Origin of the sequence: Microbacterium sp. SLBN-154 (assembly GCF_006715565.1) — a bacterium.
GTDB lineage: Bacteria > Actinomycetota > Actinomycetes > Actinomycetales > Microbacteriaceae > Microbacterium.
In genome coordinates this window covers 3156941-3182755 of record NZ_VFNL01000001.1, presented here as the reverse complement: position 1 = coordinate 3182755, position 25815 = coordinate 3156941, and the positions used below count along the sequence as shown (strand labels likewise).

The window sequence follows — 25815 nt, the reverse complement described above, 5'->3', positions numbered from 1 at the left end:
CTTCGACATCTCACCGCACCACCTGCACGCACCACATCCCTGACCAGCGAAGGTCACCGAGAAAGGAGTGCCACCGATGGCACGCATCACACGCACGACGACAGCGCGGGCGGCCACCGCCGCAGGAGCGCTCGCCGCCACCGCGCTCGTCCTCTCCGCCTGCGCCGGCGGATCCGGCGGCGAGTCCGACGACACCCTCACCCTGTGGCACTACGAGGGCGAGAACAGTGCCATGGGCATCGCCTGGGACGAAGCGATCCGCATCTTCGAAGAGGAGACCGGCGCGACGGTCGAGTTCGAGGAGCGCAGCTTCGAGCAGATCCGCTCCACCGCCAGCCAGGTGCTGAACTCCGACGAGGCGCCCGACCTCATGGAGTTCAACAAGGGCAACGCCACGGCCGGGTTCCTGGCCAGCCAGGGACTCATCACCGACATCACCGAGGCGGTCGAGGAGTACGGCTGGGACGACCAGCTCGCCCCGGCGCTGCAGACCACCGCGCGCTACACCGACGAGGGTGTGATGGGCTCGGGCGCCTGGTACGGGGTGCCCAACTACGGCGAGTTCGTCACGGTCTACTACAACAAGGATGCTTTCGCCGAGGCGGGACTGGAGGTGCCGACGACCTACGACGAGTTCATCGCGGTGCTCGACGCCTTCGTCGCGCAGGGCATCACGCCGCTCGCCGAAGGCGGGCTGGAGTACCCGCTCGGGCAGCTGTGGTACCAGCTGGCCCTCAGCCAGGCCGACCGCCAGTGGGTCAACGACTACCAGCTCTACGAGAACCCGGTCGATTGGAGCGGCGAGGAGATCACCTACGCCACCGAGACGCTGAAGGAATACCTCGACGCGGGCTACTTCTCGCCCGATGTGACCGGTATCGCCGCCGAGGACGCGGGCCTGTCGTTCATCAACGGCACCTCGCCGATCTTCGTCTCGGGCAGCTGGTGGTACGGCCGCTTCGTCGATGAGATCACCGACTTCGAGTTCGGCGTCTTCCCGTTCCCGGGGAGCGACCTCAGCCTCGGCTCATCCGGCAACATCTGGGTCGTCCCCGAGCGCGCGGCCAATAAGGATCTCGCCTACGAGTTCATCGACATCACGATGCGTCCCGAGGTGCAGGCACTGATCGGCAACAACGGCGGCCTGCCCGTCGCCGCCGACGAGGCCGACATCACCGACGAGAAGAGCCTCGAGCTGATCCAGGCGTTCAACGCCGTCAACGAGGCCGACGGACTGTCGTTCTACCCCGACTGGCCCACGCCCACCTTCTACGACGCCCTCGTCGCCGAGCTCCAGGAGCTCGTCAACGGCACGAAGACGCCGGCCGAGGTGCAGCAGTCGCTCGGCGAGGAGTACGACTCCTACGTGGCGGACTTCCGCTGATCGAACCGGCCGGGGCGCCGTCAGCCACTCGGCGGCGCCCCGGCTCCCACCCCGGCACACCCCAGGAGTCCCCGCGATGTCCGCTGTCCCCTTCGTCCGCGCTCCGCGGACCAAGCTCCCTCCCGAGGAGCCGCTGATCCCGCAACGGCGGGGCGGTGGCACCGCCGGGTACTGGCTCTACCTCATCCCGGGTCTGGTGCTGGTCACCGTCATCGTCGTGGTGCCGCTGGTATGGAACATCTACCTCAGCTTCACCGACTGGCGCGGCATCCGTCCGCCGGAGTTCATCGGTCTCGAGAACTGGATCGAGCTCTTCGGCGACGCGACCTTCTGGACCTCGTTCGTCAACAGCGTCTGGATGATCGTGGCGATGGTCATCTTCCCGACCCTCATCGGCCTCGTGCTCGCAGCCCTGCTGTTCGACGTGATCGGCCGCAAGTACGGCGGACGTCTGGCGAGCTTCCTGCGCGCCACCTATTACCTTCCGCAGATCCTCCCCGCCGCGATCGCCGGCATCGTGATCGGGTGGATCCTCCGCCCGCAGGACGGGGCGCTGAACACCATCCTCGAGAGCATCGGGCTCGGCTTCCTCGCCCGGAACTGGCTCGGGTCTCCCGACACGGCGCTCGGCAGCATCATGGTGGTGCTCGTCTGGATCCAGATCGGCTACCCCGTCGTGGTCTTCATGGCGGCGCTCCAGCGGGTCGACCCCGAGCTCTACGAGGCCGCGGAGCTCGATGGTGCCAACTGGTTCCAGCGGTTCCGGGCGATCACCGTCAGCATCATCCGTCCCGAGATCTACGTCGTCACCCTCACCTGCACGATCGCGGCGCTGAAGGTCTTCGGCCCCGTCTACGTGCTCACCCGCGGCGGCCCCGGCGACTCGACCATCGTCCCGGCCTACTACGCCTACAGCGAGTTCTTCCAGTCGCAGCAGGTCGGCTACGGCGCGACCATCGCGACCGCGTTGACGGTCGTGATCGCGGTCGTGTCGATCCTCTTCATCCGTGCGCAGAACGCCGCGGAGCGCAAAGAAAGGGCGGGACTGTGATGGCTACGACCCTCGCCGTGACCACGGCCACCAAGCCCGGCCGACGGGCGAGCCGTCCGCCGAAGCCCCGCGGCGGCATGACGCGCAAGAACGGCGTCGACTGGCTGATGCTCGCCTTCGCGATCGTCGCGGCGATCCTCATCGCCGCGCCGTTCTACCTGATCCTCATCAACTCGTTCAAATCGCCCGCCGACTACTCCACGGGCGGTCCGCTCGCGCTGCCCTCGGCGATCTACCTCGACGGGATCGCCGCCTTCTGGGAGCGGGTGAACTTCCCGCAGAAGGTGTGGAACTCGGTGTTCATCTCGGGCACCGTGGCGATCCTCGCGGTTCTGATCTCGGTGCTGAACGCGTTCGCGATCGGGATCGGGCGGGTGCGCGGCCGCTCCTGGATCGTGCTGCTGTTCCTCCTGGCGAACCTCCTGCCGCAGGAGGCGCTGCTCTACCCGCTGTACTACATGTTCCGAGAGGTCGGGCTGTACAACAACGTGTGGTCGGTGATCATCGTCTTCACCGTCATCCAGGCGGCCTTCGGCACCTACCTGCTCTCGGCCGTCTACGGCACCTTCCCCAAGGAGGTGCTCGAGGCCGCCGCGATCGACGGGGCGAGCCGGTGGCAGATCCTGTGGCGGGTGATCTTCCCGATCAGTCGGCCGACGCTCTCGGTGCTGCTGATCTTCTTCTTCATCTGGACCTGGAACGAATTCCTGATCCCGCTGACCTTCCTCGTCTCCAACGAGAACCAGACGGTGCCGGTCGCGATCAGCCTCCTGCAGGGGGAGCGGTTGATGGATGTCACGACGACCAGCGCGTCGGCTCTCCTCGGCCTCATCCCCACCCTCCTCTTCTTCCTCATCTTCCAGCGCACCCTCACCCGGGGCATCACGGCAGGAGCAGTCAAGTAATGAAGTTCACCGACGGGTTCTGGCAGCTGCGCCCCGGCGTCACCGCGCTCTACGCCGCGGAGGCCTACGACATCCGGCAGACGGATGACGGTGTCGACGGCGCCGCCCTCGAGATCACCGCTCCCACCCAGGTGATCGCCCGCCGCGGCGACGTGCTGAACCGCACCACCCTCACCACGACCATCTCCTCACCGATCGAGGGCGTCATCCGGGTGCGGATCGCCCACCACGTCGGCGGCCGGTGGCACGGCGGATTCGCGCTGCCCGGCGCGGGCGAGCGAGGCACCGGTGCGGGGGTCGCCGATGCCGGCGCCGGCACGCTGACCAGCGGTCCGCTCGTCGCCCGGATCGCGCCGGGAGCGCCGTGGTCGCTGTCGTTCGACGTCGACGGCGTGCGGGTCACCGGCAGCGGACACAAGGCGCAGGCCTTCGTGCGCCTGGGCGGCGACGCCGCCGTCGAGCACGGCATCGTCGGGAACGCCCGCGCCGAGACCGGCGTGCCGCCGGAGCGGGTCTTCGTCCACGAGCAGCTCGATCTGGGGGTCGGCGAGACGATCTACGGGCTGGGCGAGCGCTTCGGGCCGCTGGTCAAGAACGGCCAGACCATCGAGGTCTGGAATGCCGACGGCGGCACCTCCAGCGAGCAGGCCTACAAGAACGTGCCGTTCTACCTCTCGTCGCGCGGGTACGGGGTGCTCGTCAACGACCCCGGTCACGTCTCGTTCGAGGTCGGGTCGGAGGCGGTCGAGCGCGTGCAGTTCAGCGTGCCCGGTGAGGTGCTGGAGTACTTCGTCTTCGCCGGTCCGACGCCGAAGGACGTACTCGCCCGGTACACCTCCCTCACGGGGCGTGCGCCCGTCGTGCCCGCGTGGTCGTACGGTCCGTGGCTGTCGACATCGTTCACCACCGACTACGACGAGGCGACGGTGACCTCGTTCATCGAGGGGATGGCCGAGCGCGACATCCCGCTGTCGGTGTTCCACTTCGACTGCTTCTGGATGCGCGAGTTCAACTGGTGCGACTTCGAATGGGACTCCCGGGTCTTCCCCGACCCCGACGGCATGCTCCGTCGCCTTCACGACCGCGGGCTGAAGGTCTCGGTGTGGATCAACCCCTACATCGCCCAGCGCTCGCCGCTGTTCGCCGAGGCGGCCGCCGCCGATTACCTCGTGCAGCGCGGCGACGGGTCGGTGTGGCAGTGGGACCTGTGGCAGGCAGGCATGGGCCTGGTCGACTTCACCAATCCCGCCGCCGTGCGCTGGTACCAGGACAAGCTGCGAGGGCTCCTCGCTCAGGGCGTCGACTGCTTCAAGACCGACTTCGGCGAGCGGATCCCCACCGACGTCGTCTGGCACGACGGCTCGGACCCCGCACGCATGCACAACCTCTACGCGCAGCTGTACAACCGGGCCGTCCACGACGTGCTCGTGGCCGAGCGCGGCGAGGGTGACGCGGTGCTGTTCGCCCGCTCGGCCACGGCCGGCGGTCAGACGATGCCGGTGCACTGGGGCGGCGACAACACCTCGACGTTCCCCTCGATGGCCGAGAGCCTGCGGGGCGGCCTGTCGCTGGCGATGAGCGGTTTCGCGCACTGGAGTCACGACATCGGCGGGTTCGAGGGAACCCCCGATCCGGCGGTGTTCAAGCGGTGGGTGGCCTTCGGCCTGCTCTCGAGCCACAGCCGCTTCCACGGGTCGGACTCGTACCGGGTGCCGTGGGCGTTCGACGACGAAGCCGTCGACATCACGCGCCGCTTCGCGCAGCTGAAGATGCGGCTCATGCCCTACCTGTTCCAGGCGGGCATCGACGCCGCCCGCACGGGTGCCCCGATCATGCGCCCGATGCAGCTGGAGTTCCCGGATGACCCGGCGGTGGCCTATCTCGACCGGCAGTACCTTCTCGGCTCCGAGCTGCTGGTGGCCCCGGTGTTCTCCGAGACGGGTGAGGTCGAGTTCTACCTGCCGCCGGGCGAGTGGACGAGCCTCCTCACGGGCGAGACGGTGACCGGCGGCGGCTGGCGCCGCGAGGTGCACGGCTTCGACAGCCTGCCGCTGTACGCCCGGCCGGGCGCGGTCATCCCGTGGGGAGGACGCGACGACCGGCCCGATTACGACTACCACGACGGGCTCGCCGTTCGGGTGTTCCCGGGCGGCAGCGGGACGCGCGCGGTGACCGTCACGGCCCCCGACGGGTCGTCGTGGGCCTATACCGTTGACCTGTCGGACGTGACCGGGTGACGGTCGGAGTCGGCGGAGTCCAAGGGGGAGCAGCCATGGTCGAGGGGCGAGCGGACTATCGTGACGCGGGGCTGGTGTTCCCGCCCGACTTCACCTTCGGGTCGGCGACGGCGTCGTATCAGATCGAGGGGGCAGCCGGTGAGGACGGGCGCGGTCCGTCGATCTGGGACACCTTCTCGAAGACCCCCGGCAAGGTCTGGAACGGTGACACCGGCGACGTCGCGTGCGACCACTACCACCGGTGGGAGAGCGATCTCGACCTGATGAAGGATCTGGGGCTCGAGGCGTACCGCTTCTCGATCGCCTGGCCACGCATCGTGCCGACGGGCACCGGTCAGGTGAACCAGGCGGGCCTGGACTTCTATTCGCGCCTCATCGACGGACTCCTCGCCCGCGGCATCCGTCCGGTCGCCACCCTCTACCACTGGGATCTTCCCCAGCCGCTCGAGGATGCCGGCGGCTGGCCGGCGCGCGCGACCGTCGACGCCTTCGCACGCTACGCGGAGGTGGTCGGCGAGGCGTTCGGCGACCGGGTGCACACGTGGACGACGCTGAACGAGCCGTGGTGCTCGGCCTACCTCGGCTACGGTCAGGGCGGCCACGCGCCGGGCCGGCACGAGCCGGCCGCGGCGCTCGCCGCCGTGCATCACCTGAACCTCGGGCACGGCAGGGCGCTGCAGGCGCTGCGGGCGACCTCGACCGGAACGCCGGAGTACTCCGTGACCCTCAACTTCCACGTGCTCCGCGGGGTCGGCGACGGGGCGGGCGAGGCGATGCGACGGATCGATGCGCTGGCCAATCGGGCCTTCACGGGACCGATGCTGCGCGGCGAGTACCCCGAAGATCTGCTGCAAGACACTGCAGGGGTGACCGACTGGGCCTTCGTGCAGGACGGCGACCTCGCCGACATCCATCAGCCGATCGATGTGCTGGGCGTCAACTACTACTCGACGGCGACCGTGCGCCTGTGGGACGGGGTGTCGCCCAAGCAGATGAACGACGGGCACAAGGGGGCCGCCGGCGGGACCGCGTGGCCCGGGAGCGACCAGGCCGTGGAGTTCGTGGAGCAGCCGGGACCGTACACCGCCATGGGGTGGAACATCGCGCCCGAGGGCCTCGAGGAGCTTCTGGTGTCGCTGTCGGAGCAGTTCCCCGAGCAGGCGCTCATGGTCACCGAGAACGGTGCCGCATTCGATGACGAGGTCGCCCCGGACGGTTCGGTTCCCGACCCCGAGCGACTCGACTATCTGCGCCGGCACTTCACCGCGGCGCACCGGGCGATGGCTCGGGGAGTCGACCTGCGCGGATACTTCGTCTGGTCGCTTCTGGACAACTTCGAATGGGGCTACGGCTACGCCAAGCGGTTCGGCATCGTGCGGGTCGATTTCGACACGCTCGAGCGGACCGTCAAGGACAGCGGCCGGTGGTATCGGCAGCTCGTGCGCACCCGGGCGATCCCGGAATGAGCGGGTGAAGGCCCGGCGTTCCTTCAGCGCCGCCCCAGCGAACCGGGCGTAGCCTGTCGGGGTGACCGAACTGCGCTTCACCGACGAGAAGGATGCCTCGCGGTACACGCTGCACCGCGGCGATGACCTCGTCAGCGTCCTCGACTACAAGGACGACGGCCGCACCGTCGCCATGACCCGGGCGTACACGATCCCGACCTTCCGCGGAAAGGGCTACGCCGGAGAACTGGTCGACCGGGCCGTCGCGCACCTCGAGGCCGAGAAAGGCCGTCAGGTGATCCCGGTGTGCTGGTACGTCGCGGACTGGTTCGACCTGCACCCCGATCGCGCGGGCATCCTGCGGCAGCGCTCCACGGCCTGAGCCCCCGCTTCGGCGCTCCGCTGGTCCTACACTGGGCCCGTGCGGCTCGAAGAGGTCTTCTCCGGCGTCGCCGTCGCCTTCGAGGCGACCGGCGCCGCGGCCATGATCGTCGGCTTCGTCATCGCCCTCGTGCTCGGTGTGCGCTCCCTGCGCCGCGGTGAGGGTGGCCGAGCAGCATTCTCGGTGCTGCGCAACGCCCTCGGCTCGGCGATTCTGCTGGGGCTGGAGATCCTCGTGGCGGCCGACCTGATCCGCACGATCACCTCCAAGCCGTCGGTCGAGGACGCCCTGATCCTCGGCCTCATCGTGCTGATCCGGACCGTGCTTTCGATCTCCATCCAGATCGAGATCGAGGGCGTGCTGCCCTGGCGCCGCGCCCTGCTCACCAGCGGGGGGCAGTTGCTGGGTGAAGCCGTCGGGCGCGACCGTGCGGCGCAGGCGGAGCGACGCGGGTAGCGACGTCGCGCTCGCCCGTCAACCCCGCGCCCGACACTCTGCCGCGGAGCAGGATGGCGGCATGGACGACAAAGACCTGCCCGAGGGCGTGATCAACGCCGACCCCGCCGGGGGGTTCGGTGACCAGCACGACACCGCCGCCGCCGAGCGCAGCAGCGCTGGCGCCGACTCCGAGGCGCTCGACCGCTCCGGTCTGCCGGTCAACCCCGAGACCATCCCCGACGGCTCTCAGGCGACTTCCGACGGTCAGGTCGAGAGCGACGTCCCCACACAGGGTCTCGATCCTGAGCTCTCCACCGACGACCAGACCGAGGAGGACTGATGGCCGACGCGCGCGAACCCGACCACGAGGCCGTGGGAATCGGCATCCCACCCGCCGAGCCGCTGCAGGCGCCCGAGGATGCCGCATCCGATCCGGCCGGTGAGCCGGCCGACACCGCCGCATCCGGGTCCGAAGACGACGTCGCCGAGCGCGCTGTCGCCGCCGCCGAGGCGCGGGCCGAAGCCTCCGACCCCGACCCCGAGAAGGTCGAGGACGACCTGCGCGAGCGTGTGGAAGACGTCGGCGGGCAGGCGTCCGAGGATGAGGTCGACGATCTCGCCGAGCAGGTGACGACCGGCGACGAGGAGGCCTGAGGGGTCACCGATCCGCGAGGAACTCGCGGATCAGTGACGCGGTCGGGCCGGCGTTGCGGATCATGGTCTCGTGGCCGAATTCGGCGACTTCTCGCAGGCAGGCGTCAGGGAGGGCCTCGGTGAGCTGGCGGGCCCACTCCACGGGCACCAGGATGTCGCGCTCGCCGCGGATCACCAGCGCAGGCACCGTCACCTGCCGGGCGGTGTCCTCCGGGCGGTGCACCATCACCGCGCGCACCTTCGCGAGCAGGCGCGGTCCCGCTCGCAGGTACTCCCGTGCGCCGACGGCGATCACGCGCGGACTCTCGGGGATGATGTCTCGGATCAGCCGCCAGAGCTGACGCACCGCCGAGCGGGCGCCCGGTTCGACGGTCGGGCCGACGAGCACGAGGGCGTCGACGAGGTGCGGATGTCGCGCGGCGACCTCGAGCGCCACCTGGGCCCCCATCGAGTGGCCGAGCACGACGATGCGCGGGCTCTCGCCGCCCGCGGTCAGATCGCTGAGGTAGGCGGCGACGACATCGGCGTTCTCCTCCATCGACAGCACGCGGCCGGGTTCCGGTGTCTCGCCGTATCCCGGGAGGTCGACGGCGACGACGCGGCCGATGTCGTCGAGAAGGCCCTCCAACTCGGCGAACGCCGATCGCCCCATGCCGACGCCGTGGATGAGGACGAAGAGGTCATGGCCTTCACCGGACTCCTGCGCGACGAGCGTCGCCCCTTCGTGGGTGAACCGCTCGATCGCGAAGGTGGGGGCGTCGCTCATTGCTCCTGACACTAGGTGAGCCCGGTGTTTCCGGCGAACCGCGGGGGTGCAGCGGGGCGATGTCGGCGGCTGCGCATACGGTGTGGGACATGCGGATCCTGCACACCTCCGACTGGCACATCGGGAGGTCGTTCCACGGCCATTCCACCCTCGATGCGCTGCGCGGCGTGCTCGACGCGCTGATCGCCCAGGTTCGTGAGAACGATGTCGATCTGGTGATCGTAGCGGGGGATGTCTTCGACTCGGCGGCCCCGGCCGCCGGCTGCTATCGACTGCTCACCGATGCCCTCGTGGGCATCAGTGACGCCGGCGCCCGTGTGGTGGTTACCAGCGGCAACCACGACTCCGCGGCGCGGCTGGGGTTCCAGGCCGGTCTGCTGCGCGACGGGATCCACGTGCTCACCGACCCCGCCGACATCGGCAGACCCGTGACCATCGACGACGAGCACGGTCCGGTGCACGTCTACGGCATCCCCTTCCTCGAACCGTCGCTCGTTCGTCACCTCTGGACGGGGGTGGAGGTGCGGTCCCAGGCGCAGGCCCTCGATCAGGCGCTCGGCCTCATCCGCACCGACCTCGCTGCGCGCGGGGGTCGCTCGGTGGCGATCGCGCACTGTTTCGCCGCGGGTGTGGCGCCGACTCCGAACCTCGAACGCGACATCCAGCAGGGCGGGCTCGACGTGGTGCCGCTGGCGTCGTTCGACGGGCTCGACTACGTCGCTCTCGGGCACATCCACGGGCGGCAGCGGCTGTCCGACGCGGTCCGCTACGCCGGGGCGCCGCTGCACTACAGCTTCGGCGAGGCCGACAAGCCGCGCGGTTCGTGGCTGATCGACCTCGACGCCGACGGACTCGCGGCCGTCACGTGGCTCGACCTCCCGGTGCCGCGCCGGCTGGTCACGCTGCGCGGGCGGCTCGACGATCTCCTCGCCGCTGCCGAGTACTCCGCGTGGGAAGACGCGTGGGTGTGCGCGCAGTACACCGATCCGACCCCCCAGACCGATCCGATGCGGCGGCTGCGTGCGCGCTTCCCGCACTGCGCCGCGGTGATGCACGCGCCCGAGGGGGCACGTGCGGACGACGGATCGACCTATGCCCGGCGCGTCCGCGCCGCTCGGAACGACCGTGAGCTGATCGACGCGTTCCTCGCCCACGTCCGCGACGGCGAGGGCGCCGGCGAGCGTGAGCGCGAGATCATCGCCGACGTCGTCGAAGAGCGCGTCGCCGCAGAGGTCAGCGCGTGAAACTCCACCGCATCGAGCTCGAAGGATTCGGGCCGTTCCGCGAGCGTCAGGTTGTCGATCTCGACGCCTTCGGGGCCGACGGCATCTTCCTCATCTCCGGGCGCACGGGGGCGGGCAAGTCGAGCGTGCTCGACGGCATCTGCTTCGCCCTCTACGGCGGTGTGCCGCGCTACGACGGTGCCGAGAAGCGGCTGCGCAGCGATCACTGCGGGCCGGATGACCCCACGAGCGTCGCGGTGGAATTCTCCACCGGGGGTCGTCGCTTCCGCGTCACCCGATCCCCCGACTACCCGCGTCGTAAGCGGCGGGGTGAGGGCTTCACCGTCGTCGCTGCCGACGCCGAGCTCGCCGAACTCATCGAGGGTGCATGGCGAGGACTCGCGAGCGGGCCCCGCCAGGTCGGGATGGAGCTCGACGAGATCCTGGGTCTCAGTCAGCAGCAGTTCCTGCAGGTGATCCTCCTCGCGCAGAACCGGTTCGCCGAGTTCCTCCTGGCGAAGAACGACGACCGGCAGAAACTGCTGCGGCGCCTCTTCGGCACCCGCACCTACGAGGACTACCTCCACGCCTTCGAGGAACGCCGTCGCGCCGTCGAGCGGGAGGTCGCCGACGCGACGGGCGCAGCCGTTTTGCTGTTGGGTGAGGCGGAGCGGCTGGTTCCCGTCGGAGAGTCGGATGAATCCTCCGGCGACGATGCCACGAACGGTGCCGGCGCGTCGCCGCCGTCGAGCTCGCTCGCCGTGGGCGCGCGTCTCGAGGCTGTCGAGCGGGGCGCGCAGCGCGCGGACTATCGTGCCGAGACCCTGCGCAATGCCCGCGACGCCGCCGAAGCCGCGCACCGCCGCGCCGAGGACCACCACGCCGCGGTGCGGCGCCTCCGCCAGATGCAGGAGGACCGGGCGCGCTCGCGTCGTGCGCTGGCCGACCTGGAGGCGGAGATCCCGGCGGTCGACCTCGCGCGCCGCGAGCTTGCGGCCGCGCGCGATGCCGAGGCGCTGCGCGCACCGCTCGACGCGGCCGACGCAGCCGATACCGCGCGAGCGGCCGCCGCGGCGACCGTGCAGATGCTGGTGGATGAGTTCGGCCTCACCGGGGAGGACGAGGATCTTCCCGCGCTCTCGCTCGACGAGCTCGACGCCCTCGTGCTGGAGCTGACCGGCGATCTGGCGGTGTGGCGCGAGGCGCAGACCGTGGAGAAGACGATGGCTGCCGCCGAGCGGGCGCTCGCTGACGACGTCGCCCGCATCCGCGACGAGGAGGAGCTGATCGCCCGTCTCGACGCCGACCGGGCGCGGATTCCCGTGGAGCGGGCCACCGTCGAGGTCGAGCTTGCTCCGGTGCGCGACGCCGCGGCCGGTGTGGATGCCGCGAGCACGCGGCGCGACGAGGCGCAGGTCCGTCGCGACGCGGCTGCGCAGGCCGCCGATCTCGCCCCGCTCGCGGTCATCGCCGAGGAGGCGTCGCTCGCCGCCGCCGAGGCTGCGGCGGCAGCGAACGAGGCCGTGGTGTCGCTGCTGCGCCGCCGCGCCGCCGACCGCGCCGGCTCGCTGGCCGCCGACCTCGTCGACGGCGAACCGTGCCCCGTGTGCGGATCGGCCGAACACCCGCATCCGGCGGAGCCGACGAGCGAGCCCGTCTCCGACGACGACATCGAGCGTGCCGAGGCGGCGCAGCAGCAGGCGGCCGAGCGTGCGCGTCGCGCAGCCGAGGAGTTCCGCACTGCACGCGAGGCGCAGACCGTCGCCGCGGCGCGGGCGGGTGGCCTCGAGCTCGATGACGCGGGGGCCGCTCTGGAAAAGGCGGAGGCCGCCGTCGCCGCCGGCGAAGCCGCCGTCGCTGAGCGCGATCGGCTCCTGGCGACGCTGGAGACGCTCACGGTGCTCGAGGTCGATGCCGCACAGGAGCGTGAGCGACTCGCTGCTCACCTCGCCGCCCTGCGTGAGGAGGTGTCCGCCCGCGACGCTGAACTGCGCGAGAAGCGCCGCGTGGTCGCCGCGGCACGTGGCGACCACGACTCCGTCGCCGCGCGCGTGGACGCGGCGACGCTCCGACGCGACCGCGCCGGTCGTCTCGCCGCCGCCCGACGGGCGGACGAGACCGCAGCGGCCGCGGCGGACCGCGCCGCTGTCGACCGCGACGGCCGCGTGGCGGCATCCGGCTTCCCCGGTGTGGTCGCCGCACGTGACGCCCTGCGAACGGGGGCCGCGCGCGACGCGCTCGACGAACGCATCCGCACCCACGAGGCGGCGCTCCGCGCCGAGCGCGACCGTCTCCGCGATCTCGAGCTCGCCCTCGCGGGAGAGCCCGAGGAGCTCGTGGACGTCTCAGCGGCGGAATCGGCCCTTGGCGCTGCGCGAGACGCGTGGGTCGCCGCCGTCGACGCGGCCGCCGATGCCGGGGCGACCGCCGAACGGCTGCGCACCCTGCGCGACCGCGCGAGCGCCGCCCTCGGCGACGTGGCCGAGCTCGCCGATGAGCACCAGATCGTCGCGCGGCTGGCCGACACCGTCGCCGGCCGCGCCCCCAACACCCACCGGATGACCCTGGAGTCCTTCGTCCTCGCCGCCGAACTGGAGGAGATCGTCGCGGCGGCGAATCTGCGGCTGGGCGACATGTCGTCGGGCCGATACCGGCTGCGACACACCGACGCGCTCGCTGCCCGTGGTGCGGCGTCGGGTCTCGGCCTCGAGATCCTCGACGCCCACACCGGCGCCGCACGCCCTGCGCACTCGCTGTCGGGCGGAGAGACCTTCCTCGCGTCGCTCGCGCTCGCGCTCGGGCTCGCAGAGGTCGTCACCGCGCGCGCCGGCGGCGTGCGGCTCGACACCCTGTTCATCGACGAGGGCTTCGGCTCGCTCGACGACGACACCCTCGAGCTGGCCATGGCGACGCTCGACGAGCTCCGCCAGGGCGGCCGCACCGTGGGACTCATCAGCCACGTCGCGACGATGAAAGAACGCATCCCTGCGCAGCTGCACGTGCGGGCCACCCCGCAGGGACCGAGCGTCATCCGGCAAGACGCCGCCGTCGCGACATCCCTGCTCCCGGCCTGATCGTCCCCGGCCAGCGGGTCACCGCGCGTCTCACCCGCGTGGCCGGGCGTAGGCTATCCGGGTGAACAAGGGCACGATCTGGACCGTCATCGGAGTGATCGTCGCGATCGTCATCGCGTGGTTCCTCGTCAACATCCTCTTCTCGCTGCTGTGGTTCATCGGCAAGCTGATCGTCGTCGCCATCGTCGCGGTGATCGTCTTCTTCGTCCTCCGCGCCGTCTTCACCCGGGACGGGTCGGAGCGGCCGTGACCTCGAGCGCGCCGACGACTGCGATCATCCCGCTCTCGAACGCCCGCAAGTGGCAGGCGTTCTGGGTGTGCGTCGCCGTCGCCGCGCTCACGATCCTCGACCTCACCAAGGTCAACGTGGCCCTGCCCTCGATCGAGACGGGACTGGGCGCCGGCTCGACCGAGGTTCAGCTCATCGTGTCGGGCTTCGTCCTGACCTTCGGCCTCACGCTCGTCCCGATGGGGCGACTGGGCGATCAGCGATCACGCCGCACCCTGTTCGTGGTCGGCCTGGCGTTGTACACCCTCACCAGCATCCTGTGCGCCCTCGCGCCCAACGCACTCGTGCTGCTCATCGCGCGCCTGCTGCAGGGGGTCGCCGCCGGCATCCAGATGCCCCAGGTGCTCGGAACCGCCCAGGAGCTCTTCCAGGGGAAGGAGCGCGGCCGCGCGTTCGGTCTCTTCGGCGCGACGATCGGCATCGCCACCGCGTTCGGACCCACGATCGGCGGCCTGCTCATCGCGCTCGGCGGCGAGACCGACGGCTGGCGCCTCATCTTCTGGATGAACGTCCCGCTCTGCCTCATCGCGATCGCGCTCGTGCTGTGGCTGCTGCCCGACACCCGCACCCGGTCTGCCCGCAAGGTGCAGCTCGACCCCATCGGCCTGCTGCTGTTCGGGTTGACCGTGCTGTCGCTGATGTGGCCGTTCCTCTTCACCACCGGGTCGCCCGACGACGACCCCGCCCGCTGGTGGCTGCTCCTCGCCTTCGCGGCCTTCCTCACGCTGTTCCTCCTCTGGGAGCGCCGGTACGAAGCGCGCGGTGGCCAGCCGCTCATCCCGTTGAAACTCTTCGGCATCAGCTCGTACCGCAACGGCACGATCATCCAGACGACCTACTTCACGGCGCTTCCCGCGCTCTTCCTGCTGACGACCCTCTACCTGCAATTCGGGCTCGGCCTCGAGCCCGTCTTCGCCGGCATGGTCTCGATCGGTTTCGCACTCGCGAGCGCGATCGCCTCGTGGGTCGGCGGCAACCTGGTGACCCGATTCGGGCGCCCCGTGGTGGTGTTCGGCGTCGTCGGAGTGCTGATCTCGGTGGTCGGGCTCGTGACCGCCGCCGTCTTCTCCGCTCCCGCCCTCACGCCGTACCTGATGGCCGCGGTGATGATCGTCGGCGGCTTCGGCGGTGGCCTCGTCATCGCGCCGAACCAGACCCTCACTCTCGCCGAGATCCCCGTCAAGCAGGGCGGGGTCGCCGGCTCGGTCGGCCAGCTCGGCCAGCGGATCGGCACCGCCGTCGGCACTGCGGTCGCGCTCTCGCTCTTCTACGCCACGATCAACCGCGAGCAGGGCACCGCCGACGACCTCGTCGTGTATCACGACGCGTACCTGTTCGGGATGCTGTCGGTCGCCGCCTTCCTCACTCTCGCCCTCATCGTGTCGATCCTCGACCTCGCCAAGCGGAAGGCGGCTGTCAGGTGAGGCGATAGCCCACCCCGCGCATCGTCTCGATGCGGCCCGGGCCGAGCTTCTGGCGCAGATACCCGATGTAGACGTCGACGACGTTCGAGCCGGGGTCGAAGTCGAACCCCCAGACCCGGCTCAGCAGCTGCTCGCGGCTGAGCACCTGTCCGGCGTGGCGCACGAGCTCCTCGGCGAGGGCGAACTCGCGGGCCGACAGCTCCACCGCGGTTCCGCCCACGTGCGCGCGCCGGGTGCGGATGTCGAGCACCAGGTCACGGTGGTTCAGCTGCGTGGGGGCGCCGGTCTCGTCGCGGCGCATGCGCAGTCGGATCCGCGCGACCAGCTCGTCGAACCGGAACGGCTTGCCGAGGTAGTCGTCGGCGCCGCCCTCGAGGCCGGCGACGGTGTCCTCGAGCTCCACTCGCGCGGTGAGCATGATGACCGGCATCGACGATCCGCTGCCGCGGAGCTCTTCGAGCACCCGGAAACCGTCCATGCCCGGCAGGTTCACATCGAGCACCAGCAGGTCGAACTCGCCACTGAGCGCAAGGGTCAGCGCCTCGGGGCCGGTCGGCGCGACGCGCGTGGCGAATCCCGCGGCGCGGAGACCCTTGTCGATGAATCCCGAGATGCGGGCCTCGTCATCGGCGATCAGTATGGATGCCACGTCGTCCTCCTCACGCGCTCACTTCGGCGTCGGGCCGCCCCGGCCCGGATCCTCCGGTGCCACCGGGCGCACCCGCCGCGGCCCACGCGGGCAGCGGCGGTCGAGGCGGGATGACCAGCCGCGGCGTCGGCCCGTCGACCACGGGGAGCGACATCACGAAAAGGGCGCCGCCGTCCGCGGCATCCTCCACCCTGGCCCGACCGCCGTGAGCGCGAGCGATCACCTGCACGATGTTGAGGCCGAGTCCACTCCCCGCCTGTTCGGCCGAGGCCGCACCGCGGTGGAAACGGTCGAAGATCACGCCCTTCTCGTCATCGGGTACGCCCGGACCGAAGTCGCGTACCGAGATCTCCAGCTGATCGCCCACGCGCCGGCTCGAGAGAACCATTCGTCCACCGCCGTGGGTCACCGCGTTCTGGGCGAGCTGGAGCACCGCCTGCGTCACCCGGGCGGCGTCGAGGACGGCGACCACTTCGGCGAAACCTCCCACCCCGACTTCCGCACCCGCGATGCCTTCGACCTTGCGGGTGATCTGGCGCATGAGATCCGCGGCATCGAGCGGCACGGGCTTCACCGGGGCCGGCCCATGCAGGGCGGCGGTGGCGGCGAGATCCTGGACCAATCGGCCCATCCGTTCGAGTTCATCGACGGCGAGGTCGCGGGTCTCGCGCACGTCGGCCGGGCTATCCGGGTCGACCACCTCGAGGTAGCCGCGCACGATCGTGATCGGCGTCTTCAGTTCGTGCCCGACGTCGCTGAGCAGCTGCCGCTGTGACTCGAGGGCCTGATCGAGGCGGTCGAGCATGTCGTTCATGGTGCGCGCGAGCTCTGAGACATCGTCGCGTCCCGAGACCGGCAGGCGCTCCGAGAGCGACTGCGCCGACACCCGCTCGGCGGTTTCGCGCATCTGTCGAAGCGGCCGCAGCAGACGCCCCGTCACGAGCGCGGCGACCGCGCCGATGGCGATGAGAGTGATGGTGCTGGCGATGATCCACACGCGTGCGGCCGCGTCGATCTCGGCGAGTTCGGCGTCGAGGTCGTAGGCGATGACGAACACCGCGTCCTCTCCGCCTCCCGTCACGGCGCTGCCCTCCACCGCCACCTCGATGGGTGTCGCAAGGAAGCGCCACGTCACCCCGTCCTCGGCGTAGGTGCCGATGTAGGGCTCCCCGCCGGCGGTCACCCCGTTCACATGAGCGACGAAACCGGCTGCGTCGCGCAGATCGACGTCGAGCGGCACGCCCGGCACGAGGCGCGGTTCCCCGGCGACCAGGCCCATCACGCCGGTGTTGTCATCGGGCGCTGCGCGCTGCACGACGGCGGCGAGGGCGCTCTCGGTCGACGCCCACGTTCCGGTGTCGGCGTCGCCCTGCTCGACCAGGAACCTGGCGGCCTCGAGGTTCGCGCTGAGGAGGTCGTCGACCTGACGGAGGATCCGCCCACGCTCCTCGAGGTACACCGCGGCGCCGACAACGACCATTCCCAGACCCGCGACGAGCGTGATGACGAGGATGATCCGGGCCCGCACCGACAGCGCCGGCAGCCGGCGGCGGCTCGGCGAGGTCGGCGGGGGAGTCACCCCTCCAGTATCGAGGGGCGCCTCGGTCGGCCGTCGAAGCCTAAGAGAGGTCTCATGACCGAGCCGCGGCATCCGTGCTGGAATCGGAGGATGACCCTCTCCACAGCCGCGGGTGAGGCCGAGCTGCTGCGCGACGCGCTCGAGCTCGCCGCCGACACCCCGGTGGCGCTCATCAGTCGAGAGCCGTTCGGCGCGGGGTCGATCACCGGTTTCGAGGTGACTCCCGCAGGCTCCGAGTCGATGACCTACTTCGTCGATACATCGCGCCGGGTGGTGAGCGAGGAGACCGGGATGCTGCTGGGCAGCCCCACGGCGCCCGAGTGCCGCATCTGGGTGCACCCCGCCGACCCGTATCTGCCGGCGCTTGCCCCGGCGGCGTTCTCGCACGCAGCGGAGACCCTTCTCGCCCGGCTCGGCGTCACCGCCATCGCGCCGCCGCGTATCGTCGGCTACCGCGCAGGGCGGCGAGCGGTGCTGCGGGTGGACGTCGAGGACGGTGCGCGGTGGATCAAGGTGGTGCCGCCGAGCCGTCTGGAGCGGATCGTCGGTACGCACCGGAGCCTCGCCGGCGCAGGCATCCCGATGGCCGACCTCGTCGGCTGGTCGCCGGACGGCCTCATCGTGCTCGGTCAGGCACGGGGGACTGCAGCTCCGGACGTCGTGTGGCGACCGACTGCGCTGCTCGACGCCGTCGACCGGCTGCGCGAGGCCCTCGCCGCGGTGCCCCTCGACCACGCGGCCCGGGTGGGGCTCGCCGATCGGCGCGACTGGTACGCCGCACGTTTTCGCGAGGGACCCGATCCGGTCCGGGCCGCGCGCGTGGCGCGCCTCCTCGACGGGGTCGCGCGTGTCTGGCGAGACGTCGATGCGCGCGTGACCGTGCACGGTGACCTGCACTTCGGCCAGCTGTTCCTCGATGATGAGGGCGCCATCTCGGGGCTCATCGACGTCGACACCACCGGGCGCGGTGACCCCGCCGACGATGCGGCGGCGTTCATCGCGCACGCCGTCGCGAGCGCCTATCTCACGCCCGAAGATCGTGACGAGCGCGTGTGGGAACTCGCCCGTGGCGCGCTCACGCGGTGGGGGAGCGACCCGGTGCGGGCGCGCGCGGCGACCCTGCTTCTCGGACAGGTGCTCGGTGCCCAGGAACGCGATCGACGAGAGGGCGGACAGGACCGCGGTGCGGATGACCTCCTCACCCTCGCCGAGGCGGTGCTCGACCCCTCTGGGGAGGTCCGCCGCCCTGTCACTGAGAACGTAAGAGGTGTCTCATGAACGCCTTGGAAACGGCTTAGTCAGGCTCGGCATTCTGGAATCACCGCCGGGGCCGACCCCCCGGAGCCCCGGCGGACAGACGAAGGAGAACAGACATGGCCCAGAAGAAGAAGTGGCTCACCTACGGCATCGCCGGTGCGATGGGACTGACACTCGTCGGCGGCGCAGCCGCCGCCACCGCTGCGTCGATGAACCTGCAGTCCACCGACGGCACCACCGTCCCGGGCGGATCGATCGTCGGTCCGGGCGGGTCGGTCCTCGACCGCAACGGCGTGCAGATGAGCGTCACCGACACCTCGGCCACCGTGGTGTCGGCCACCTCGCCGACGCCCTCGCCCACGAGCGTGCCGTCGCCGGCGAGCCCGGCTGCACCCTCGAGCACGGTCTCGGTCGTGAGCGCCCCCACCCCGGTGCCCGCGCCCGCCCCGGCCCCGGCTGCTCCTGCCCCCGCGCCTCCCGCGCCTGCTTCCGCCCCGGTCGATTCGCCGGCATCGGCGGCGTCGGTCGGCTCGGTGGCCTCGGCAAACAGCTGACCCAGCCCCCCACACGCAGAGGGGATGACCGCGAGGTCATCCCCTCTGTGCGTGCGCACCCGGCGCGTTACGTTCTCGTTGCGACTCGCGCACGTTCCGTGCCGCCCGCCTGACACCGACGTAATGTGAAGCATGGTGTCACTATCCGCTTCCGGAACCGTCGTCGCCGTCGTGGGCTCCGCCTCGGAGGAGGCGCTGCACGTTCTCCGCAGCGTCCCGGGCGTGGAGACCCTCAGCCTGCAGGGGAGCGAGCCGGCTCTCGGAGCGCGGCGCATCGCCGCCGCATCCGCTCCGCTCGTGGTCCACGATGCCGACCCTCTCGAGCACGTCGCGGCCGCCTGGGTCGAACTGTTCGAGGCACGTTCGACCCTCGGTGTGCTCGAGGTCGAGGTCGAGAACGCCCTCGCTCAATTCGAGGACGGCGCGGCCATCATGCCCGACTACTACATCGTGCTCGACCCGGCCGAGGCCGACGACACATGGCGGCACTGGTGGTGCGGCGCGCTCGGTTACCGCGCTCCGCGTCGAGTGCTGCCGGCAGCGTCGCCGACGTCGCCGAGGGATGCCGCGCTGCGGCGCCTTCTGGCCGCCCTGCCGTCCTCGCGCCCCTGGCCGGAACCCGAGACGTGGCTGCCTCGGCTCGCTTTCGACATCCCCGACCGTGTCGGGGTGCGCGACACCGGTCTCTGAGGCCTGCCGGCCCTTCGGCCCTCAGTCGCCGGCGAATTGCGGCAGTGCGGCGTCGAGCTCGGCGAGCCACGCCGCGGCGTTGCCGTCCGACGGCGCGCGCCAGTCACCCCGCGGTGACAGCGACCCGGCGGGCGAGACTTTCGGTCCGTTCGGGATCGCCGAGCGCTTGAATTGGGCGAAGGCGAAGTAGCGCTGCAGGAAATTCCGCAGCCACCGGACGATCTCGGGGAGCTCGTAGGCGTACCGGTCGTCGGCGGGGAAGCCGGGCGGCCACGCTCCGGCATCCGGATCTCTCCACGCGCGTTCGGCGAGGAAGGCGATCTTCGACGGCCGCAGGCCGTACCGCAGCACGTGGAACAGCGTGAAGTCGTTGAGCGAGTACGGGCCGATCTTGCTCTCGGTCGACTGGATCTCGCCGTCCTCGCCCGCCGGCACGAGCTCGGGGCTGATCTCGGTGTCGAGCACCGACTGCAACACCTCGACGGCGCGATCGGACAGCGCGGTCGACCCGCCCTCGGTCTCGGGCCGCGAGATCACCCAGCGGATGAGGTGCTGGATGAGCGTCTTCGGCACACCGGCGTTCACGGCGTAGTGGCTCATCTGATCGCCGACGCCGTACGTCGCCCACCCGAGAGCCAGCTCGGAGAGGTCGGAGGTGCCGATGACGATGCCGCCGTTCTGGTTGGCCAGACGGAAGAGGAAGTCGGTGCGGATGCCGGCCTGCACGTTCTCGAACGTGACGTCGTAGACCGGCTCGCCGCCCGAGAACGGGTGGTCGATGCCCTTCAGGATCTCGGTCGCGGCGGGCCGGATGTCGATCGTCTCGATCGACGCACCGAGGGCTTCGGCGAGGGCGATGGCGTTCGATCTGGTGTGGTCCGACGTCGCGAATCCCGGCATCGTGTAGGCGAGGATGTCGCTGCGCGGGCGTCCCATCCGATCCATCGCCCGCGCCACGACGAGGAGAGCGTGGGTGGAATCGAGCCCGCCGCTCACGCCGATGACCGGCTTCGGACCGCCGATCGCGCGCATCCGCTGCTCGAGGCCCGAGACCTGGATGTTGAACGCTTCGTAGCAGTCCTGGGCGAGCCGCGCGGGGTCGTCGGGAACGAAAGGGAAGCGGTCGAGCACGCGCCGCAGGCCGATGTCGCGCGCCGGCGGGTCGAGGCGGAAATGCACGGTGCGGAACATCGCGTCGGCGTGCAGGGTGCGTCGGTTGTCGTCGAAGGTGCCCTGTCGCATGCGGTCCTGGCGGAGCCGGTCGAGGTCGATGTCGGCGACCGCGTGCCGCGGACCGTCGGGGAAGCGCTCGGTTTCGGCGAGGAGATTGCCGCCCTCGTAGATCATCGTCTGCCCGTCCCACGACAGGTCGTTCGTCGACTCGCCCATGCCCGCCGCGGCATACACGTAGCCGGCGAGGCATCGCAGTGACTGCGATTTGCAGAGGTCTTTGCGATCTTCGGCGCGCGCGATCGTGATCGGGCTCCCGGAGAGGTTCAACAGGACGGTCGCACCCGCGAGCGCCGCAGACGACGACGGCGGAATCGGCACCCAGAGGTCTTCGCAGACCTCGGCATGGATCACGAGGTCGGGCACGTCGAGCGCTTCGAAGAGCAGGTCTGGCCCGAAGGGCGCCTGAAGGGAGCCGACCTGGATGTCTTCGCCGCGCTGGTCGTCTCCGGGCGCGAACCAGCGCCGCTCGTAGAACTCGCGATAGGTCGGGAGGTACGACTTCGGCGCGACACCGAGAAGTTCGCCGCGGTGGATCACGACCGCGCAGTTGTAGAGGCGGTTCCGGTGCCGAAGCGGCGCGCCGACGACGAGCACGGGCATGAGATCCTCGGATGCCGCGACGAGCTGCTCGACGGCGGTGACCACGCCGTCGAGCACGGCGTCTTGGAGGAAGAGGTCGTCGATGGCGTATCCGGTGAGACACAGCTCGGGGAACAGCGCCACGGCGACCGCGTCACCGTCGAGCTCGCGAACGGTGTCGAGCACCGCGGCCGCATTGGTCGCCGGGTCGGCGATCGCGACCGGGATGGTGCAGGCCGCGGCGCGTGCGAAGCCGTGACGGTAGGCGCTCTCGAACGGCAGGCTCATGCCCTCAGTCTGGCAGGCGGGTCTCGTCCGGCAAGCCCCCTTGCGGCGGTCGACGGTACGGCCACGTCACGACGCCTGAACCCAGTGACGCACCACCTCGTCGCGCTCGACGAGGAAGCGATCGTCGTCGGGGTAGAACACGGCGACGTCGATGTCGTCGCCGGCGAATCCCCGGATGGCCTCGAAGCTCTCCCAGCGGGACACGGTGACGATTTCCGTCGTTCCGTCGGGCAGATCCCGGGTGAGGATCCATGCGTCGAGGTTCCCGGTCGTTGCGCGATACTCCGCCATGCCGGTGCGTTCGACGTAGGCGACGTACTCGTCGGCGTGCTCTGTGTGCACGGCGCCCCGCCACATCCTGACCACAGCCCTCGCCTCGGTCATGGTCACACCTTCCGGGTTCCGACGGTCTCGCCGAACAGCTCGCCGGTCTTCTCGAAACCCACGCGCAGGTAGAACCGCTCCGGGCCGTCAGGAGCCGGGTTCCAGAGCACGGTGATCTCGTCATAGCCGCGACGCCGCGCTTCGGCCGCGACCGCCTCCACGGCGAAGCGGCCGAATCCGCGACCCTTCGCCTCGTCGGCCACGTTGAGACGCCAGATGCCGCCGCGGAACGCGGGGACCTCATTTTCGGGGTCCCAATTGGCCATCACGAAGCCGACGACGGTGTCACCGTCGAGGATGACGCGTGGCCAAGCCGTCGGGGTGACGTACGCCTGGGCGACGGAGAAGACGACAGGTGCGACGTACGCCTTCTCGCCTACGTCCGGCGGAATCCTCACCGCCGCTCCGAGGTTGTCCGCGTCGAGTTCTGCCAATCGAAGTGCGCTCATGCCCGAACCGTAGCGACGGCCGGGGACATCGGCGACGGAGGCGACCGGAACGCGGTTGGACATAACTTACAGTGACTGCACATAATGTCCTCGTGGATGTGACGATCATCGCCAACGACACCCGTGGCGGGGTGGAACCCTATCTGGCGCTCGGTCTCGAGGCGGCGAAGCGCGGTCACGAGGTGCGGGCGGCAGCACCCGACGACTACGCGACCGCGTTCGCTCAGGCCGGCATCCGTTTCATCCCGCTCTCCGGTGTCGATCGCGAGGCCATCTCGGCGCACGCCGACCGATCGTCGCTCCGCGAGATGGGCCGTCACGTCGCGGACCTCGTGCCCGTCTGGGCGCGTGACGTGCGGGATGCGGCCGAGGGAACCGATCTGCTCGTCGCCGGCATCGGCGGCATGGGTCTCGCACGGCCGGTGGCTGCGGCTCTGGGGGTGCCGCTCCTGCGCGCTCACCTCCAGCCGCTCGATGCCCCGAGCGGCGAGTACCCCGGACCACTGTCTCCCCGGTTGGACCGACTGGGGGCGCTCGGCCGCCGACTGTCACACGTCGTCACGCAGGTCGGGACCACCGCTCTCCTCGTCGGCCCCGAGCGTGTCGCGCGGCGGGCCGTCGGCGTCGGAACGACGCCCACGGTGATGCTTCCATCGATCGTGTACGGATTCAGCCCCGCCGTCGTGCCGGTGAATTCCAACCGCGCGACGCGACGCATCGCCACGGGATGGTGGACGCTTCCGCACGAGGCCGCCGTCGACATCTCGCCGGACCTGGGTGCGTTCCTCGAGGAGTCATCCGAGGTCGTGAGCATCGGCTTCGGCAGCATGCTCGGCCCGGAGCCCGAGCGACTGTTCGATGTCGTCGCGCAGGCCGTCACGGCTGTCGGCGTCCGCGCCGTCGTGCTCACCGGGTGGGGCGGTCTCGCCGGGACGGCGCCGAGGCCCGATGTTCGCGCCGTCACCGCCGTGCCGCACGGCTGGCTCTTCCCCCGCGTCGCGGCGACCGTGCACCACGGCGGCGCGGGAACGACCGGCGCGGCGCTTCGCGCAGGGGTGCCGACCTTCATCGCGCCGTTCGGCGCCGATCAGCCGTTCTGGGGGAGCCGCACCCACCGCCTCGGCGTCTCACCTGCGCCTGTCCCGCAGTCGCGGTTGACCGTGGAGGTGCTCAGCCGGTCGCTCGAGCGGATGCTACGCGACAGCGTCATGCGCGAGCGCGCGGCCGCCCTCGGTGAGACCCTTCGTCGCGAGCCCGGGGCGGCCGGCGCCGTCGACCATCTCGAGTCGGTCGTCGCGGGGTGAGGGACGGGCAGCCGCTCAGTCGGAACGGGACGGCCCCGTGCGGATCGCCTGCCGGATCCGCCAGATCGGGAAGCCGCTGATCTGCTCGATCAGATCGACATCGAAGCCGTGCACGAAGTACGCCTCGCGCACGGCTCGGATGCGGGTGGGGGTGTCGGCGAACACGAGGGCGAACTCGGTGGCATAGCGTTCCCACACGCTCATCTCGTACTGCGGTGCGGTCACGCTTCCCACCTCGTCTCGCAATCGGGTCGGCAGAACCAGGGGCTCGGCCTCGTCGAATCGTAGGTCTTGTGCGTTACAGCCAGACGACGCGCAGATTCCGGTATCGGGTCGCGCGCCCGACGCCTCATCTGCCTCCGTGTTACCGTGAGCGGGTCGAGGGGAGGAGCCACGCGATGTTCGACGCGGTGACCTCCTTCTTCCAGGTGCTCCTGACGCTGTCGGGCGCGATTGCGCTGAGTCCTTCCGACTCTGCGGCCGTCTGGGTGCTCGCCGCCGCCGCCGCTCTCCTCGTCGCTCTGCTGCTGACGACCGCGTCGCTTGCCGAAGGTGGCGCATCGCGCACCGGCGCGGAGCGCGCCATCGACGTCTCCGTCTTGGTGGCGCAGAGCGATCCCGATGCCGCGGGACACATCCGTTCGCGGGCTCCCGGGGCCGCGGCTTCGGCCGCGTAGCACTCGACGTCCTCCGCCCGCGCTCGCGGGTCGTTCCGTCTTCGTCGATGTCCATCGCGGCCGTTCCGCGACCCCTCCCCATCGACGAACGGACTCACTGTGGACCCCCTCTCCTTCCCGCCCATCGCGGCCATCCTCGACGCGGCCTATGAGCTGCTCATGGGACTCGCCGCCCTTCTGCAGCCCGTCGCCGGCGCGGCATCCGCTGCTCTCGCCGTCATCCTCCTGACCCTTCTGGTTCGCACGATCCTCATCCCCACCGGCATCGCGCAAGCGCGGGCCGAGCAGACGCGGGCTCGGCTGGCGCCGAGACTCCGGGCGCTCCAGCGCCGATACAGGAACGATCGAGAGCGGATGTCGCGCGAGACGATGAAGCTCTACGCCGACGAGAAGGCCTCGCCCTTGGCCGGCTGTGCTCCCGTGCTCGTGCAGGCACCGATCGTCGGTGTCGTCTACGCGCTGTTCCTCTATCCGGTGATCGCGGGGCACCCGAACGCGCTCCTCAGCGAGCAGCTGTTCGGCGTGCCGCTCGGTGCGAGCCTCGCGGGATCGATCGTGAGCGGCACGGTCACGGCGCCGGCCGCCCTCGTCTTCGGAGTCATCCTCGTGCTGATCGTTCTCGTCGCCGAGGTCACGCGGCGGCTCCTCCGACCCGATGTCGCGGCGTCAGAAGGAGTTCCCGGCGGTGAGGCTGTCGCGCGAATGGCGGGCTTCCTGCAGTTCGGAACCGCCGTGGTCGCGCTCTTCGCCCCCCTCGCCGCAGCGCTCTACCTCCTCGTCACGGTCTCGTGGACCCTGGTGCAGCGGCTCGTGCTGCGTCGGCGGTTTCCGGTCGAGCCGGCAACAAGCGCCTGAAGAAAACCGGATGCCGCCCGGCGGCGCCCCCGGCACTTAGCGTGG

The 25815-nt window shown here is 70.4% G+C and carries 26 protein-coding genes; 19 read left to right on the top strand and 7 right to left on the bottom strand.

The window, feature by feature from the left end:
- Nucleotides 1-76 precede the first annotated feature (76 nt).
- From FBY40_RS15425 to FBY40_RS15385, 9 genes are all read left to right on the top strand, one after another.
- A complete protein-coding gene (locus tag FBY40_RS15425; RefSeq protein ID WP_141939640.1) occupies nucleotides 77-1384 on the top strand; it encodes an ABC transporter substrate-binding protein in 1308 nt (435 codons plus the stop codon).
- Between the two features lie 76 nt (nucleotides 1385-1460).
- The gene (locus tag FBY40_RS15420; protein ID WP_141939639.1) at nucleotides 1461-2435 is read left to right on the top strand and encodes a carbohydrate ABC transporter permease; all 975 of its coding nucleotides are present in this window, start codon (nucleotides 1461-1463) and stop codon (nucleotides 2433-2435) included.
- The gene (locus tag FBY40_RS15415) at nucleotides 2435-3340 is read left to right on the top strand and encodes a carbohydrate ABC transporter permease (RefSeq protein ID WP_141939638.1); all 906 of its coding nucleotides are present in this window, start codon (nucleotides 2435-2437) and stop codon (nucleotides 3338-3340) included. Before FBY40_RS15420 ends, FBY40_RS15415 begins: the two co-directional genes overlap by 1 nt.
- Nucleotides 3340-5577, top strand: coding sequence for an alpha-xylosidase (yicI, locus tag FBY40_RS15410; RefSeq protein ID WP_141939637.1), 2238 nt, complete (start codon nucleotides 3340-3342; stop codon nucleotides 5575-5577). Before FBY40_RS15415 ends, yicI begins: the two co-directional genes overlap by 1 nt.
- 35 nt (nucleotides 5578-5612) lie before the next feature.
- On the top strand, nucleotides 5613-7043 hold the full coding sequence (locus tag FBY40_RS15405; protein WP_141939636.1) for a GH1 family beta-glucosidase: 1431 nt from the start codon (nucleotides 5613-5615) through the stop codon (nucleotides 7041-7043).
- 61 nt (nucleotides 7044-7104) lie between these two features.
- Nucleotides 7105-7404 (top strand): GNAT family N-acetyltransferase, encoded by a 300-nt coding sequence (locus tag FBY40_RS15400; RefSeq protein WP_124294117.1) that lies wholly within the window; start codon nucleotides 7105-7107, stop codon nucleotides 7402-7404.
- A gap of 39 nt (nucleotides 7405-7443) precedes the next feature.
- Nucleotides 7444-7860: a DUF1622 domain-containing protein gene (locus FBY40_RS15395; protein ID WP_141939635.1), complete on the top strand. Its 417-nt coding sequence runs from the start codon at nucleotides 7444-7446 to the stop codon at nucleotides 7858-7860.
- 61 nt (nucleotides 7861-7921) lie between these two features.
- Entirely contained in the window at nucleotides 7922-8182 is a 261-nt protein-coding gene (locus FBY40_RS15390) for a hypothetical protein (RefSeq protein WP_141939634.1), read from the top strand.
- A complete protein-coding gene (locus FBY40_RS15385; protein WP_141939633.1) occupies nucleotides 8182-8496 on the top strand; it encodes a hypothetical protein in 315 nt (104 codons plus the stop codon). Before FBY40_RS15390 ends, FBY40_RS15385 begins: the two co-directional genes overlap by 1 nt.
- A 4-nt stretch (nucleotides 8497-8500) precedes the next feature.
- On the opposite strand, the gene FBY40_RS15380 is transcribed toward FBY40_RS15385, so the two are convergent.
- Nucleotides 8501-9262 carry an alpha/beta fold hydrolase gene (locus tag FBY40_RS15380; protein WP_200830000.1) on the bottom strand — a complete coding sequence of 254 codons (762 nt, stop codon included), beginning with the start codon at nucleotides 9260-9262 and terminating at the stop codon, nucleotides 8501-8503.
- Nucleotides 9263-9351: 89 nt separating this feature from the next.
- Here FBY40_RS15380 and FBY40_RS15375 point away from each other — a divergent pair, with 89 nt between their 5' ends.
- From FBY40_RS15375 to FBY40_RS15360, 4 genes are all read left to right on the top strand, one after another.
- On the top strand, nucleotides 9352-10506 hold the full coding sequence (locus FBY40_RS15375) for an exonuclease SbcCD subunit D (RefSeq protein WP_141939632.1): 1155 nt from the start codon (nucleotides 9352-9354) through the stop codon (nucleotides 10504-10506).
- Nucleotides 10503-13559, top strand: coding sequence for an AAA family ATPase (locus tag FBY40_RS15370; RefSeq protein WP_141939631.1), 3057 nt, complete (start codon nucleotides 10503-10505; stop codon nucleotides 13557-13559). The genes FBY40_RS15375 and FBY40_RS15370 overlap by 4 nt, the downstream gene beginning before the upstream one ends.
- 61 nt (nucleotides 13560-13620) lie before the next feature.
- Nucleotides 13621-13809, top strand: a complete 189-nt coding sequence (locus tag FBY40_RS15365; protein ID WP_124294112.1) for a hypothetical protein — start codon at nucleotides 13621-13623, stop codon at nucleotides 13807-13809.
- Nucleotides 13806-15272, top strand: a complete 1467-nt coding sequence (locus FBY40_RS15360) for an MFS transporter (RefSeq protein WP_141939630.1) — start codon at nucleotides 13806-13808, stop codon at nucleotides 15270-15272. Before FBY40_RS15365 ends, FBY40_RS15360 begins: the two co-directional genes overlap by 4 nt.
- Here the strand turns inward: FBY40_RS15360 and FBY40_RS15355 are convergent.
- A complete protein-coding gene (locus FBY40_RS15355) occupies nucleotides 15265-15921 on the bottom strand; it encodes a response regulator transcription factor (protein WP_141939629.1) in 657 nt (218 codons plus the stop codon). The genes FBY40_RS15360 and FBY40_RS15355 overlap by 8 nt on opposite strands.
- Before the next feature lie 10 nt (nucleotides 15922-15931).
- Nucleotides 15932-17500 carry a sensor histidine kinase gene (locus FBY40_RS15350; RefSeq protein ID WP_160141421.1) on the bottom strand — a complete coding sequence of 523 codons (1569 nt, stop codon included), beginning with the start codon at nucleotides 17498-17500 and terminating at the stop codon, nucleotides 15932-15934.
- Between the two features lie 90 nt (nucleotides 17501-17590).
- Between FBY40_RS15350 and FBY40_RS15345 the strand changes: the two genes are divergently transcribed.
- From FBY40_RS15345 to FBY40_RS15335, 3 genes are all read left to right on the top strand, one after another.
- On the top strand, nucleotides 17591-18778 hold the full coding sequence (locus FBY40_RS15345; protein WP_160141420.1) for a phosphotransferase: 1188 nt from the start codon (nucleotides 17591-17593) through the stop codon (nucleotides 18776-18778).
- Nucleotides 18779-18873: 95 nt separating this feature from the next.
- Nucleotides 18874-19311 (top strand): hypothetical protein, encoded by a 438-nt coding sequence (locus FBY40_RS17360; RefSeq protein ID WP_160141419.1) that lies wholly within the window; start codon nucleotides 18874-18876, stop codon nucleotides 19309-19311.
- Nucleotides 19312-19443: 132 nt separating this feature from the next.
- Nucleotides 19444-20001 (top strand): hypothetical protein, encoded by a 558-nt coding sequence (locus FBY40_RS15335; RefSeq protein WP_141939625.1) that lies wholly within the window; start codon nucleotides 19444-19446, stop codon nucleotides 19999-20001.
- A 21-nt stretch (nucleotides 20002-20022) separates the two neighbouring features.
- Here FBY40_RS15335 and FBY40_RS15330 read toward each other — a convergent pair whose 3' ends face one another.
- The 3 genes from FBY40_RS15330 to FBY40_RS15320 form a co-directional block, all read right to left on the bottom strand.
- The gene (locus FBY40_RS15330) at nucleotides 20023-22101 is read right to left on the bottom strand and encodes an NAD(+) synthase (protein ID WP_141939624.1); all 2079 of its coding nucleotides are present in this window, start codon (nucleotides 22099-22101) and stop codon (nucleotides 20023-20025) included.
- A gap of 66 nt (nucleotides 22102-22167) precedes the next feature.
- Nucleotides 22168-22485: a hypothetical protein gene (locus tag FBY40_RS15325; RefSeq protein ID WP_200829999.1), complete on the bottom strand. Its 318-nt coding sequence runs from the start codon at nucleotides 22483-22485 to the stop codon at nucleotides 22168-22170.
- Nucleotides 22486-22487: 2 nt separating this feature from the next.
- The gene (locus FBY40_RS15320; RefSeq protein WP_141939623.1) at nucleotides 22488-22934 is read right to left on the bottom strand and encodes a GNAT family N-acetyltransferase; all 447 of its coding nucleotides are present in this window, start codon (nucleotides 22932-22934) and stop codon (nucleotides 22488-22490) included.
- 92 nt (nucleotides 22935-23026) lie between these two features.
- Between FBY40_RS15320 and FBY40_RS15315 the strand changes: the two genes are divergently transcribed.
- The gene (locus FBY40_RS15315) at nucleotides 23027-24238 is read left to right on the top strand and encodes a glycosyltransferase (RefSeq protein ID WP_141939622.1); all 1212 of its coding nucleotides are present in this window, start codon (nucleotides 23027-23029) and stop codon (nucleotides 24236-24238) included.
- Between the two features lie 15 nt (nucleotides 24239-24253).
- Here the strand turns inward: FBY40_RS15315 and FBY40_RS15310 are convergent, their stop codons facing one another.
- On the bottom strand, nucleotides 24254-24463 hold the full coding sequence (locus FBY40_RS15310) for a hypothetical protein (protein WP_141939621.1): 210 nt from the start codon (nucleotides 24461-24463) through the stop codon (nucleotides 24254-24256).
- Between the two features lie 173 nt (nucleotides 24464-24636).
- Between FBY40_RS15310 and FBY40_RS15305 the strand changes: the two genes are divergently transcribed.
- A complete protein-coding gene (locus FBY40_RS15305) occupies nucleotides 24637-24915 on the top strand; it encodes a DUF6412 domain-containing protein (RefSeq protein WP_141939620.1) in 279 nt (92 codons plus the stop codon).
- Nucleotides 24916-25014: 99 nt separating this feature from the next.
- Complete coding sequence (locus FBY40_RS15300) at nucleotides 25015-25770, top strand: YidC/Oxa1 family membrane protein insertase (protein WP_141939619.1); 756 nt, start codon at nucleotides 25015-25017, stop codon at nucleotides 25768-25770.
- Nucleotides 25771-25815: the final 45 nt, after the last annotated feature.

Coding starts and splice junctions, on each gene's coding strand:
- FBY40_RS15425 (WP_141939640.1), top strand. CDS start 77: ATGGCACGCATCACACGCACGACGACAGCGCGGGCGGCCACCGCCGCA.
- FBY40_RS15420 (WP_141939639.1), top strand. CDS start 1,461: ATGTCCGCTGTCCCCTTCGTCCGCGCTCCGCGGACCAAGCTCCCTCCC.
- FBY40_RS15415 (WP_141939638.1), top strand. CDS start 2,435: ATGGCTACGACCCTCGCCGTGACCACGGCCACCAAGCCCGGCCGACGG.
- yicI (WP_141939637.1), top strand. CDS start 3,340: ATGAAGTTCACCGACGGGTTCTGGCAGCTGCGCCCCGGCGTCACCGCG.
- FBY40_RS15405 (WP_141939636.1), top strand. CDS start 5,613: ATGGTCGAGGGGCGAGCGGACTATCGTGACGCGGGGCTGGTGTTCCCG.
- FBY40_RS15390 (WP_141939634.1), top strand. CDS start 7,922: ATGGACGACAAAGACCTGCCCGAGGGCGTGATCAACGCCGACCCCGCC.
- FBY40_RS15385 (WP_141939633.1), top strand. CDS start 8,182: ATGGCCGACGCGCGCGAACCCGACCACGAGGCCGTGGGAATCGGCATC.
- FBY40_RS15380 (WP_200830000.1), bottom strand. CDS start 9,262: ATGAGCGACGCCCCCACCTTCGCGATCGAGCGGTTCACCCACGAAGGG.
- FBY40_RS15375 (WP_141939632.1), top strand. CDS start 9,352: ATGCGGATCCTGCACACCTCCGACTGGCACATCGGGAGGTCGTTCCAC.
- FBY40_RS15345 (WP_160141420.1), top strand. CDS start 17,591: ATGACCCTCTCCACAGCCGCGGGTGAGGCCGAGCTGCTGCGCGACGCG.
- FBY40_RS17360 (WP_160141419.1), top strand. CDS start 18,874: ATGGCCCAGAAGAAGAAGTGGCTCACCTACGGCATCGCCGGTGCGATG.
- FBY40_RS15335 (WP_141939625.1), top strand. CDS start 19,444: ATGGTGTCACTATCCGCTTCCGGAACCGTCGTCGCCGTCGTGGGCTCC.
- FBY40_RS15330 (WP_141939624.1), bottom strand. CDS start 22,101: ATGAGCCTGCCGTTCGAGAGCGCCTACCGTCACGGCTTCGCACGCGCC.
- FBY40_RS15325 (WP_200829999.1), bottom strand. CDS start 22,485: ATGACCGAGGCGAGGGCTGTGGTCAGGATGTGGCGGGGCGCCGTGCAC.
- FBY40_RS15320 (WP_141939623.1), bottom strand. CDS start 22,934: ATGAGCGCACTTCGATTGGCAGAACTCGACGCGGACAACCTCGGAGCG.
- FBY40_RS15305 (WP_141939620.1), top strand. CDS start 24,637: ATGTTCGACGCGGTGACCTCCTTCTTCCAGGTGCTCCTGACGCTGTCG.